At 72.6% G+C, this 11,656-nt stretch carries 12 protein-coding genes; 11 read left to right on the top strand and 1 reads right to left on the bottom strand.

Features of this window, described 5'->3' with window-relative positions:
* Positions 1-252 precede the first annotated feature (252 nt).
* The 3 genes from HF577_RS23730 to HF577_RS23720 are packed head-to-tail and all read left to right on the top strand — an operon-like array spanning position 253 to position 3,764.
* Positions 253-1,911: an FAD-dependent oxidoreductase gene (locus HF577_RS23730; protein ID WP_169398147.1), complete on the top strand. Its 1,659-nt coding sequence runs from the start codon at positions 253-255 to the stop codon at positions 1,909-1,911.
* Positions 1,908-3,338: an ATP-binding protein gene (locus HF577_RS23725; RefSeq protein ID WP_169398146.1), complete on the top strand. Its 1,431-nt coding sequence runs from the start codon at positions 1,908-1,910 to the stop codon at positions 3,336-3,338. The genes HF577_RS23730 and HF577_RS23725 overlap by 4 nt, the downstream gene beginning before the upstream one ends.
* A 9-nt stretch (positions 3,339-3,347) precedes the next feature.
* Positions 3,348-3,764: an OsmC family protein gene (locus tag HF577_RS23720; RefSeq protein WP_169398145.1), complete on the top strand. Its 417-nt coding sequence runs from the start codon at positions 3,348-3,350 to the stop codon at positions 3,762-3,764.
* Between the two features lie 6 nt (positions 3,765-3,770).
* On the opposite strand, the gene HF577_RS23715 is transcribed toward HF577_RS23720, so the two are convergent.
* Positions 3,771-4,775, bottom strand: a complete 1,005-nt coding sequence (locus tag HF577_RS23715) for a LacI family DNA-binding transcriptional regulator (protein WP_169398144.1) — start codon at positions 4,773-4,775, stop codon at positions 3,771-3,773.
* A gap of 149 nt (positions 4,776-4,924) precedes the next feature.
* Between HF577_RS23715 and HF577_RS23710 the strand changes: the two genes are divergently transcribed.
* The 8 genes from HF577_RS23710 to HF577_RS23675 all read left to right on the top strand — a co-directional run.
* Positions 4,925-5,764 carry a BtpA/SgcQ family protein gene (locus tag HF577_RS23710; protein ID WP_169398143.1) on the top strand — a complete coding sequence of 280 codons (840 nt, stop codon included), beginning with the start codon at positions 4,925-4,927 and terminating at the stop codon, positions 5,762-5,764.
* A 13-nt stretch (positions 5,765-5,777) separates the two neighbouring features.
* On the top strand, positions 5,778-6,680 hold the full coding sequence (locus HF577_RS23705; RefSeq protein WP_169398142.1) for a carbohydrate kinase family protein: 903 nt from the start codon (positions 5,778-5,780) through the stop codon (positions 6,678-6,680).
* A 31-nt stretch (positions 6,681-6,711) separates the two neighbouring features.
* Positions 6,712-7,728 carry a substrate-binding domain-containing protein gene (locus HF577_RS23700; RefSeq protein ID WP_169398141.1) on the top strand — a complete coding sequence of 339 codons (1,017 nt, stop codon included), beginning with the start codon at positions 6,712-6,714 and terminating at the stop codon, positions 7,726-7,728.
* Between the two features lie 4 nt (positions 7,729-7,732).
* On the top strand, positions 7,733-8,482 hold the full coding sequence (locus HF577_RS23695) for an ATP-binding cassette domain-containing protein (protein WP_169398140.1): 750 nt from the start codon (positions 7,733-7,735) through the stop codon (positions 8,480-8,482).
* Entirely contained in the window at positions 8,479-9,510 is a 1,032-nt protein-coding gene (locus HF577_RS23690) for an ABC transporter permease (RefSeq protein WP_169398139.1), read from the top strand. Before HF577_RS23695 ends, HF577_RS23690 begins: the two co-directional genes overlap by 4 nt.
* On the top strand, positions 9,507-10,544 hold the full coding sequence (locus HF577_RS23685) for a phosphotriesterase family protein (RefSeq protein WP_169398138.1): 1,038 nt from the start codon (positions 9,507-9,509) through the stop codon (positions 10,542-10,544). Before HF577_RS23690 ends, HF577_RS23685 begins: the two co-directional genes overlap by 4 nt.
* Before the next feature lies 1 nt (position 10,545).
* Complete coding sequence (locus tag HF577_RS23680; RefSeq protein ID WP_169398137.1) at positions 10,546-11,295, top strand: glutamine amidotransferase; 750 nt, start codon at positions 10,546-10,548, stop codon at positions 11,293-11,295.
* Positions 11,292-11,656, top strand: a 365-nt coding sequence (locus tag HF577_RS23675; RefSeq protein ID WP_211174735.1) for a hypothetical protein, incomplete at its 3' end; no start/stop codon positions are given. The genes HF577_RS23680 and HF577_RS23675, both read left to right, overlap by 4 nt.

The following is an 11,656-nucleotide window of genomic DNA, read 5'->3' as shown; positions in this document are numbered from 1 at the left end:
GCGACTCGCGCGCGCGGAACGGGCGACTCGCGGGGTGGCCCGGCAGGCGCCGCTGCCTCCACCCCGGATGTCCGCTCACCCACGCGACGGTCCTGGTGCCGCCGCGCGGAGCAGTAACCGGACAAGAGCCTCGCGGCGGCGGCGGCTCCGGGGTTAGGTTCAACGGGTGCGTTCGCCGTCGGCGGACGACACCAGCGCCGCGCACCGTTGCGCGGGCACTATCGACGGAATGGCACGTCCGGCAGGAGCCCCATGACCAAGCCCGTCCTCATGACCGTCGACGATGACCCGGGAGTGAGCCGATCCGTGGCTCGCGACCTGCGTCGCCGCTACGGCCAGGACTACCGCGTCGTCCGCGCGGAGTCCGGCCGGGAGGCGCTGGAGGCCCTGCGCGAGCTGACGCTGCGCGGTGAGCCCGTCGCCGCGATCCTGGCCGACTACCGGATGCCGGAGATGAACGGCATCGAGTTCCTCGAACAGGCGATGGACGTCGCGCCGCATGCCCGGCGGGCGTTGCTCACCGCCTACGCCGACACCGACGCCGCGATCCAGGCGATCAACGTCGTGGACGTCGACCACTACCTGCTGAAGCCGTGGGACCCGCCGGAGGAGAAGCTCTACCCGGTGATCGACGCGCTGGTGGAGACGTGGCGCGCGGTCGGGGTCCGGCCGGTCGAGGAGATCCGCGTCGTCGGGCACCGGTGGTCGGCGGAGTGCTTCGCGGCGCGCGACTTCCTGGCCCGCAACTCGGTGCCCTATCGCTACTACTCGATCGACGAGCCGGAGGGGGCCCGCCTGCTGGAGGCGGCGGGTGCCTCGCCCGACGACGTGCCGCTGGTGATCACCGGCGACGGCACGGCGTTGCGGTCACCGTCGGACTCCGAGATCGCCTCGGCCTGCGGGCTCACCACCGACCCCGTGTCGGACTTCTACGACCTGATCGTGATCGGCGGCGGCCCCGCCGGGCTCGGTTCGGCCGTCTACGGGGCCTCGGAGGGGCTGCGCACCGTACTGGTGGAGCGGCAGGCCACGGGCGGTCAGGCCGGGCAGAGCTCGCGGATCGAGAACTACCTGGGCTTCCCCGACGGTGTCTCCGGTGCGCAGCTCACCGACCGGGCGCGGCGCCAGGCCGCGAAGTTCGGCGCCGAGGTGCTCACCGCGCGTGACGTGGTCGCGCTGGAGGCGCGCGGGTCGGCCCGGGTCGTGCGGTTCGGCGACGGCAGCGAGATCGCCGCCCACGCCGTGGTGCTCGCCACCGGGGTGTCCTACCGGAACCTGAACGCGCCGGGCGTCGCCGACCTCACCGGGCGCGGGGTGTTCTACGGCTCCGCCGCCACCGAGGCACCCGGCTGCAGGGGCGAGGACGTCTACATCGTCGGCGGCGCCAACTCCGCCGGTCAGGCTGCGGTGTTCTTCTCCAGGCACGCCGCGACCGTCACGGTGCTGGTGCGCGGACCGGACCTGGAGGCGTCGATGTCGACCTACCTGATCAAGCAGTTGGACGCGATCGACAACATCTCGGTCCGCACCAGGACCGAGGTCGTGGAGGCGCACGGCGACGGCCACCTGCAGTCCCTCACCATCTGCGACCGCCAGAGCGGGGCCGTCGAGTCGGTGAAGGCGGCGTCGATGTTCGTCTTCATCGGGGCGGCACCGCGCACCGAGTGGCTCGACGGCGTCGTCGAACGCGACGAGCGCGGCTTCGTCCGCACCGGTCCCGACCTGGTGGTCGACGGCAAGCGACCGCCGGGCTGGCCGCTGGACCGGGACCCGTACCACCTGGAGTCGAGCGTGCCCGGCGTGTTCGTGGCGGGGGACGTGCGCGCCGACTCGGTGAAGCGCGTCGCGTCGGCCGTAGGGGAGGGCGCCATGGCCGTCACACTCGTCCACCGCTTCCTGGCGGAGCAGTGAGCGCGCCGGTCCGGCCGTCGCCCGACGAGCTGCGCGACCTGTTCCTGTTCGCCGAGCTCGACGAGGACCAGCTCGGCTGGGTGGTCGAGAACAGCGACGTGGTGGAGGTGCCCGCCGGCGAGGACATCGTCGTCGAGGGTGAGCCCGCCCGGTGCTTCCACGTGCTGCTGTCGGGCACGATCACGATGAGCAGGCTGATCTCCGGCGACGTCGTGGAGACGGGCCGCACGGAGCAGCGGGGCGTCTACTTCGGGGCCGTGCAGTTCTACCTCGAGGACGAGACGGCCAGGGACTACGCGATGACGGTGCGCGCCGTCACCGACAGCGTCGTGCTCGCCCTCCCGGCCACGGAGTTCGCGAAGGTCTTCGCGCGGTGGTTCCCGATGGCGGTGCACCTGCTCGAAGGCATGCTGCTGGGGTTGCGCCGCGGCAACGCGCTGGTGTCGGAGCGGGAGCGCCTGCTCGCGCTGGGCAAGCTGTCGGCCGGCCTCACCCACGAGCTGAACAACCCGGCCGCCGCGGCGGGCCGGGCCGCCGACACCCTGCGTGACAAGGTCGCCGGGATGCGCGCGAAGCTCGCCATGATCGCCGACGGGAAGATCGCGGGCGACCAGCTCAAGAAGCTGGTGATGGCGCAGGACGAGTTCGTCAAGAAGGTCCGCAACGCGCCCTCGCTCTCCGCGATCGAGGCCAGCGACCGGGAGGACGAGCTGGGCGACTGGCTCGACGACCACGGCATCGCCGGCAGCTGGGACCTGGCGCCGGTGTTCGTGGCGGGCGGTCTGGGCGTCGAGGACCTGGACGCCCTGCACACGGCCACCAACGAGACCACGCTGGAAGGCGCGATCCGCTGGCTCGCCTACACCGTGGAGACCGAGAGCCTGCTGCGCGAGATCCTCGACGCCACCACGCGGATCTCCAATCTCGTGCTCGCGGCGAAGCAGTACTCGCAGATGGACCGGGCCCCGCACCGGTTCATCGACGTGCACGAGGGCCTCGACGCCACGCTGGTGATGTTCGGGCGGAAGCTGGGGGAGGAGAGCGGGATCGGCATCGCCAAGGACTACGACCGGACGCTGCCGCTGGTCCCGGCGTACCCGGCCGAGCTCAACCAGGTCTGGACCAACATCATCGACAACGCGATCGACGCCATGGACGGCGCGGGCACGCTCACAGTCCGCACCAGCAGGGTCGAGGACTGCGTGCTCATCGAGATCGGCGACACCGGACCCGGCATCCCGCCCGAGGTCCGGCAGCGGATCTTCGAGCCGTTCTTCACCACGAAGCCGGTGGGGCGCGGCACGGGGCTCGGCCTGGACGTCAGCTACCGGGTGATCGTCACCCGCCACCACGGTGACCTGCGCGTGCAGTCGGAGCCGGGCGACACCCGCTTCCAGGTGCTGCTGCCCATCACCGAGGAGCCATAGGCTGCCGCGATGACCATGCAGATGCCCCTCGCGTCGGCGGACGCGCGGCTGGCGGCAACGGCGGGCCGGGCCGTCGAGGTACAGCTCGGCGCGCACGAGGTGGTGTCCGACCACGCCGACGACGGCCAGGGGAAGGGCCCCACCCCGCTGGAGCTGCTCACGGCGTCGCTCGCCGCGTGCAGCGCGATGACGGTGCGCACCCAGCTGGAACGCGACGGCGACCCGGGCGACATCGAGGTGGTGGTCACGCTGGACGCGGGTCCGCCCACGTTGTTCTACCGGCGCGTGGTGCTCGGGTTCCGGCTGGAGCCCGACGAGGCCCACCAGCTGGCGGACGCTCTGGAGCGCACCGAGCTGACGATGATGCTCAGGCCCGCGTTCAGCGTCCGCACCCAGATCGAGCACGCCGGCGACCCGCTGGTGTGACGCGCGTCAGCCGCCGGTACTGGCCCGCACCACGAGGCTGGGGGCGAGGGCGAGCCGCGCCGGTTCGTGGGGCGGCTCCCGGAACGCCTGCGACAGCAGGCGCACCGCCTCGGTCGCGATGGCGGCCTGCGGCTGGCGCACGGTGGTCAGCGGCGGGTCGCTGAGCGCGGCGAACGGGATGTCGTCAAAGCCGGTGACCAGCACGTCCTCCGGCACGGCCACCCCGGCGGTGCTGCACGCCTGCAGCACGCCGAGCGCGATGAGGTCGTCGGCGCACACCACCGCGTCGGGCAGCGGTCCGGCCGCCAGGAGCCGCTGCATGGCGGTGCGGCCCCAGTCGATCGAGTACTCGCCCAGCAGCAGCGCGCCGGGGGCGACGGCGATGCCCAGCCGCGCGGTGTGCGACTGGAAGCCCGCCACCCGCAGCTCGGTGGAGGAGCTGGTGAGCCGGGAGCTGATGAACGCCGCCGTGCGCACGCCCCGGCCCGACAGGTGCCCGACCACCAGGCGCAGCGCCTCGTCGTCGTCGACGCCGACCCAGTCGCTGTCCACCCCGGTGACGTACCGGTCGACCTGCACCAGTGGCAGCTCGCCGGCGGCCCAGGAGATCGCCGCGGTGCTCCCGGTGCCGTGCACGGGGCTGATCACGATCCCGTCGACCTGCCGGGCGACGAGGCTGCGCAGCCGCTGCTCCTCCAGCTGCGGGTCGGAGCGTGACGAGCAGAGGAAGAGCTGGCGGCCCTCGTCCTGCAGGGCGTGCTCCACGCTCTCCACGAGCGAGGTGAAGAACGGGTTGACGATGCTCGGCACGATCATGCCCACGGTGTCGGTGCGGCTGCGGCGCAGCGCGCTGGCGATCCCGTTTCCGGAGTAGCCGAGCTCCTGGACAGCGCGCCTGACCTGGTCCTCGACGGCGGCCGACACCCGTTTGGCGCCCGAGAGCGCCCGCGACACCGTCGCCGTCGACACGCCTGCGCGGTCGGCGACGTCGCGGATGGTCACCTTCGCCACCGGACCTCCGTTCGTCTCGTCCGCCCGAGGGCCGCGGCGGCCGCCGCAACAAGAATGTAAACGATTGCCCCTTCCGGAGGGCAGGGCTGCGGAGCTAGCTTCATCGGCGGGTAATCGATTACCCAGAACCTGGACGACGGGAAGTGAACGTGACCGCACCCCTCGGGGTCTACCCGCGCAAGCCCTCGGCGATCGCCGAGCTCTTCGCCACGCGACCCGTACTCATCGGAGCCGTCCACCTGCCCCCGCTGCCGGGCAGCCCGGCGTACCGCGGGCAGCCCGTCTCCGAGCTGTGCCGGTTCGCCGTGGAGGAGGCGCGGGCCTACGTCGACAACGGCTTCGACTCCGTCATCGTGGAGAACCACGGTGACCTGCCGTTCCTCAAGCCCGGCCAGCACGGCTACGAGGTGGCCGCCGGCATGGGCGTCGTCACCGCGGCCGTCGTGGCCGAGCTCGGGCCCCGGGTCGGGGTCAGCGTGCTCTCCAACGCAGGCGAGTGCTCCGTCGCCGCCGCCTGGTCCGCCGGGGCCGGCTGGGTGCGGGTCAACCAGTGGGTCAACGCCTACGTGGCCAACGAGGGCGTCATCGAGGGCCAGGCCGCGCGCACCACGCGGTACCGGCACACGATCGGCGCCGACGAGGTCAAGGTCTTCGCCGACGTCCACGTCAAGCACGGCGCCCACGCCATCGTCGCCGACCGCACGCTGGCCGAGCAGACCGAGGACGCCGAGTTCTTCGACGCCGACGTGCTGATCGCCACCGGCTCGCGAACCGGCCATGCCACGTCGGTCGAGGAGGTCGCCGGGATCCGCGGCGCCACCCAGCTGCCGGTGATCATCGGCAGCGGCATCAACCCCGACAACGTGGAGTCGCTGTTCGCCGAGTGCGACGGGGGCATCGTCGCGTCGGCCGCCAAGGAGAACGGCCGCTGGTGGGGCCGGGTCGCGCCGGAGAAGGTACGGGCCGTCGCCCGCGCCGCAGGCAAGTGACCGGTCGTCCCTGATGATTGTCTTCTGCGGCTACGCCAACCTCGACGTGGTCGGCCGCGTCCCCCGCTTCCCGCGGCCCGACGAGCGGCTGCACGCGTCCGCCGTGGAGCACCTGCCGGGCGGAATGGCCGCCAACGCCGCGGTCGCCGCCGCGCGGGCCGGGGCGCAGGCGGCCTTCGCGGGCGTCGTCGGTGCCGACCCGCTGTCGGACCGGTTCCTCGCCGAGCTGTCCGCCGACGGCGTCGACCCGAGCTGGACCGACCGGTCGGCGTTCCTGTCCACCGCGATCGTCCTGGTCGACGCGCTGGGCAGGCGGTCGGTGATCAGCGAGGACGACGCGCTGGGCGCCGTGCACGTCTCGGCCGTCGCCGACCGGCTGACGGCGGCGGGGCGCAACATGCTGTACCTCGACGGCTACCGGGCAGCGGAGATCGCCGCCGCCGTCCGTCCCGCGCTGACGCTCGCGGTCGACCTCGACGGGTGCGACGACCGTGATGTTGCCCTCGAAGCGGTTCGCCACGCCGGTCATGTCGTGGTGGGACGGCGCAGGCTCGAGGGCATGCTCGACGTTCCGGAGCGCCGCTGGCCCACATTGGCCGCCGTCTCGGGCACCGTTCTGGTGGTCACCGACGGCCCGCGTGGCTGGACGCTCTGCGCCCCCGACGGAGCCACCGTGTCCGGTGCGGCGCTGGCCGTGGAGGTCGTCGACGACACCGGAGCCGGTGACTGCTTCACCGGCACGTACCTCGCCGGGGTCGAGGCCGGCCTGTCCCTGACCGCAGCGGCCACGCGGGCCGGGATCGCCGCGAGCCTGTCCTGCACGGTTCCCGGCGCGCGCGGCGCGCCGGCCCCGTCCGCGGTCGACGCCGTCGTGGCTCCACCGATCACCGCCGTCCCGGGGAACAGCACGCCCTGACTCCCCGTCCACCCATCCTGTTGGAGGCTCGATGAAGCGCGTGCTCGCCCTGGCGGCCGCCGCCTGCCTGTTCACCCTCGCTGCCTGCGACAGCGCGCCACCGGCCGGTTCGGCGGGAGCGCCGGGATCGTCACCGAGCGTACCCGCCGCTTCCCTGCCGGCGCCGAAGTCCCAGCCGGTCGGCTGCACGCCCGACCACCCGCTGCGCGTCGGACTGGTGACGATCAACCTGCAGGCGCTGTTCTTCAACCAGATCAACTCGGCGGCCCAGGCGATGGCCGACCAGCACGGCGTCCAGTTGCAGATCATCTCCGGCAACGACGACTCGGTGACCCAGGCCAACGCCGTCGACAACCTCGTCGCCTCGCACGTCGACGCGATCATCGTCGACGCCGTCGACACCGAAGGCATCAAGCCCGCGCTCCGGGCCGCCCATGCGGCAGGCATCCCGGTGGTCGCCGTCGACGCGGTCGTCGACGACCCCGCGGTCGACACCCAGGTGGGCACCGCGAACGCAGACGGTGGAGCGCAGGTCGGTCAGGTGCTCCTGTCGGAGTCCGGCGGCAAGGGCGAGGTCGGCATCGTCGGGGCGCTCAACAGCACCATCCAGCTCGAACGGCAGAAGGGCTTCACGGACAAGGTGACCGCGGGCGGCATGACCGTCGGCACCGTCGTCGACGGGAAGAACGTCCAGGAGGACGCCCAGACCGCCGCCGAGAACCTGCTCACCGGCAACCCCACATTGCCCTACGTCTACGCCACCGGTGAGCCGGCGCTGATCGGGCTGGCGGCCGCGGTGCGCAGCCAGGGCGCGCAGGACCGGGTGAAGGTGGTGGGCTGGGACCTCTCCGACCCGGCCGTGGACGGTCTCAAGGCCGGCTGGATCACCGCCGTCGTGCAGCAGGACAGCTTCGAGTTCGGGTACCGGTCGATGGCTGCGGCGATCGACCTGTCCTGCCACAACCCCGTGCCGAGGCAGAACCCCGTCGACATCCACATCGTGACGCCGCAGAACGTCGGCGACTACACCGTCTACCTCGGGAAGTGACCGGATGACCGACGCTCTCCTCGTCGAGCTGCGGGGTATCACCAAGTCGTTCGGGCCGGTGCGGTCGCTGCGAGGCGTCGACCTGACCCTGCGCCGCGGGGAGGTCCTCGGCCTCGTCGGTGACAACGGCGCGGGCAAGTCCACGCTGATGAAGGTGCTCGCCGGCGCGGTGCAGCACGACGACGGCGAGATCCGGGTGCGCGGCCGCGCCGTCCGGTTCGCCAACCCGTCGGACGCCAGGGCCGAGAAGATCGGCATCGTCTACCAGGACCTGGCCCTCTGCGACACGATCGACGTGGCCGGCAACCTCTTCCTCGGCCGCGAGCCGCGCCGGGGCCCGTTCATCGACCGCACGACGATGCACGCCGAGGCCGCGCGGATCCTGGCCGAGCTGGACGTGAAGGTGGCCAGTACCCACCAGGAGATCGGCACGCTCTCCGGTGGCCAGCGCCAGACGGTGGCCATCGCCAGGGCGGTCTCCTTCGCCCCCGACGTGCTCATCCTCGACGAGCCGACGGCGGCACTGGCCGTGGCCGAGGTGGAGTCGGTGCTGCGGCTGATCGGCGAGGTCGCGGCGCGCGGCGTCGGGGTCATCCTCATCACCCACAGGCTGCAGGACCTGTTCCGGGTCTGCCACCGGATCACCGTGATGTACGAGGGCACGAGCGTCGACGACGTGCCGATCGGTGAGCTGGACATCGAGCGGCTCGTCGGTCTGATCACCCGGTCCGAGCAGCGGGAGGCCTCGGCATGACCACCACCACGTCCACCGGTTCGCCCGCGCCCACCGCGGTGCGGCTCGCCCGGCCGCCGTCCTTGTGGGCACGCACCAACAAGGCGACCCTGGTCATGGCCGCGGTGACGCTGCTGGTCTTCGTGTTCTTCTCGGTGGCCGACGCCGACTTCCTGACCTTCGCCAACGTCTCCAACCTCGCCACGCAGGTGGCGCCGACGCTGATCGTGGGCGTGGCGATGACCTTCGTGATCACCGCGGGGCAGATCGACCTGTCGGTCGGGTCGATCGTCGCGTTCGTCTCCGCCGTCTGCGCGCAGCTGCTGCTGGCCGGCTGGGACTCCTCGGTCGTGCTGCTGGCCGGGCTGCTCATGGGCCTGGGCTGGGGCCTGGTCAACGGGTGGTTCACCGCCTACCAGGGCATCCCGGCGTTCATCGTCACCCTGGCGTCGCTCTCGGTGGTGCGTGGCGTCGCGCTGCTGCGCACCGAGGGGTTCTCCGTGCCCATCGCGTCGACCACCTTCTTCGCCCGGCTGGGCGAGGCCAGGTGGCTCGGCTTCTCCCTGAGCGCCTGGATCGGTCTGGTGGTGACCGCGCTCGGCCTGGTGCTGCTGCACCACACCCGCTTCGGGCAGTACGTCATCGGGATCGGCGCCGCGGAGGAGTCCGTGCGCCGGGCCGGGGTCAACGTCCGGCTGGTCAAGATGGCCGCGCTCGGCTTCTCCGGGCTGGCAGCCGGGGTCGCCGGCATCCTCATCGCCGCCCGGCTGGGCTCCGGGTCGGCCAACTCCGCGCAGGGGTTCGAGCTGACCGTCATCGCCGCGGTGGTGCTGGGTGGCACGAGCCTGCTGGGCGGCCGCGGGACGATCGTCGGCACGCTGATCGGCGCGATCCTCACCGGGATGATCGCCAACGGGCTCACGCTGATGAGCGTCAGCCCGTACCTGACGCCGATCATCACCGGCGCCGTGCTGATCCTCGTGATCTGGATCAACCTGCGCGGCAGGGGCATCGGGCCGCTGCTCCGCAGGATCACGAGCCGGCCGTGACCGCCGTGCGCACCGTCACCGGCACCGTCGACTCCACCGACCTCGGGCTGGTCCTGCCGCACGAGCACCTCGCGAACGACGTGGGGGTCGCGTTCCGGGAGGCGGCGGACCCGCGCGTCGCCGCGCTCCTGGCCGGGCCGGTGCGCGCCGACACGGCCTGGGTGCTCGCCGAGCACCCCTACGAGAGCAGGGACAACTGCCGCCTGGACGACGACGCCGCGATGACGGCCGACCTGGCCACATTCGCGTCCGTCGGAGGCGGGACCGTCATCGACCTGACCCCACCCGGGATCGGGCGTGACCCCGGACGCCTGCGGCGGCTCTCCCTGGCCACCGGCGTGCGCGTGGTGATGGGCTCGGGCTGGTACCTGGAGGCGACGCACCCGCCCGGCCTCGCGGCGACGCCGGTCGACCGGCTCGCCGCCGGCCTGGTGGCGGAGTTCGACCCGGCCCGTGAGCTGCGGCCGGGTGTGATCGGCGAGATCGGCGTGTCCCCGGCCTTCACCGCTGCCGAGCGTTCGGCCCTGCGCGCAGCCTGCCGGGCGCAGCGCGAGGTGGGGGTGCCGCTCTTCGTGCACCTGCCCGGCTGGCAGCGCCGGGCGCACGAGGTGCTGCGGGTCGTGCTCGACGAGGAGGGGGTGGCACCGGGCGCCGTCGTGCTCTGCCACATGGACCCCTCGGGTGCCGACCGCGACTACCAGCGCGCCGTCGCCGACCGGGGCGTGTTCCTCGAGTTCGACATGATCGGGATGCCGTTCCACTTCCCCGGCGAGGGGCAGTCGCCGTCCCCCGCCGACACCGCCGCCGCCGTGGTCGCGCTGGTCGAGGCGGGCCACGCGGGGCGGCTGCTGCTGTCGCACGACCTGTTCCTCAAGGCCATGCTCACCCGCTTCGGGGGCAACGGCCTCGCCTACGTCCCGCTCGTGTTCGCCGACCGCCTGCGCCGGTGCGGGCTGCCCGGCGAGGTCGTGGCCGCCCTCATGACCGACAACCCGCGCGCCCTGTTCGACAACGCTGCAGCGGAAGGACGCTGAATTGGCCCGGATCCTCATCGCCGGCGAGAGCTGGATGACCACCTCGACGCACGTCAAGGGGGTCGACGAGTTCACCGTCCACTCCTATGTGGAGGGTGTGGGCCCGTTGCGGGACGCGCTCACGGCCCGCGGTCACCACGTCGTGCACCTGCCGGCCCACCGCGTCCCCACCGAGTTCCCCGGCGACGCGGAGAGCCTGGGCGGCTACGACCTGGTGGTCCTCTCCGACATCGGGGCCAACTCCATCCAGCTCTCACCCGGCGTCTTCGAACGGGGTGAGCCGGGACCGGACCGGCTCGCCGCGCTGCGTGACTGGGTGGACGGCGGCGGGGCGGTGCTGATGATCGGCGGCTACCTGTCCTTCAGCGGGTTCCAGGCGCGGGCGGCGTTCCGCCAGACCGTGCTGGCCGATGTGCTGCCGGTGGAGATGCTCGCCGAGGACGACCGGGTCGAGTGCCCGGCAGGCGCCGTCCCGCTCGTCGTGGACGCCGCGCATGCCGCGCTGGGCGGCGCCGGCACGGCCTGGCCACCGCTGCTCGGCTACAACCGGGTGGTGGCCAGGGACGGGGCCGAGGTGCCGGCCCTGATCAACGGCGACCCGCTGGTGGCGCTCGCCCCCTACGGCTCCGGCCGGGCCGCCGCGTTCACCTCCGACTGCTCCCCGCACTGGGCGCCGGTGGCGTTCTGCGAGCAGTGGCCGGGCTATGCCGACCTGTTCGACGGCCTCGTCCGCTGGCTGGTCCGGGCATGAGCGGGGCCCGTTCGGTGGCGCTGGTGGCGCGGCACGCCGCGCTGCTCGACGAGGCGTGCGGCGTCCGGTTCGTCCGCGAGGCGGTCGGGGGCACGCTCGGCGCCGCCGACTTCGCCCGCTACCTCCTGGTGGAGGAGGCGTTCGTGCTGACCGCGGCCCGGGTGCTGGGCCGGGTGGTCTGGGAGTCGGACGCCTGGGAGGCCGTGCTGCCGCACGCTCGTTCGCTCACCAACCTGGTGACCGAGCAGCGGGACTACTTCGCCGGGCTCCGCGGGCGCTGGCCCGTGCCCGCCGGCTCGGACGAGCCGACGTTGCGGCGCGCTGCGGTGCTGTCGGACGTCGTCCTCGCGCAGGTGGGATC

It is taken from the genome of Pseudonocardia xinjiangensis (assembly GCF_012911925.1).
Classification (GTDB): domain Bacteria; phylum Actinomycetota; class Actinomycetes; order Mycobacteriales; family Pseudonocardiaceae; genus Pseudonocardia; species Pseudonocardia xinjiangensis.
Note: the sequence above shows the minus strand (reverse complement) of the source record. Positions and strands in the feature narration are given on the sequence as shown.

What these genes read in the sequence shown, in the direction of transcription:
- HF577_RS23730 (WP_169398147.1), top strand. Translation starts at nt 253, where the DNA reads ATGACCAAGCCCGTCCTCATGACCGTCGACGATGACCCGGGAGTGAGC.
- HF577_RS23720 (WP_169398145.1), top strand. Translation starts at nt 3,348, where the DNA reads ATGACCATGCAGATGCCCCTCGCGTCGGCGGACGCGCGGCTGGCGGCA.
- HF577_RS23705 (WP_169398142.1), top strand. Translation starts at nt 5,778, where the DNA reads ATGATTGTCTTCTGCGGCTACGCCAACCTCGACGTGGTCGGCCGCGTC.
- HF577_RS23700 (WP_169398141.1), top strand. Translation starts at nt 6,712, where the DNA reads ATGAAGCGCGTGCTCGCCCTGGCGGCCGCCGCCTGCCTGTTCACCCTC.
- HF577_RS23695 (WP_169398140.1), top strand. Translation starts at nt 7,733, where the DNA reads ATGACCGACGCTCTCCTCGTCGAGCTGCGGGGTATCACCAAGTCGTTC.
- HF577_RS23690 (WP_169398139.1), top strand. Translation starts at nt 8,479, where the DNA reads ATGACCACCACCACGTCCACCGGTTCGCCCGCGCCCACCGCGGTGCGG.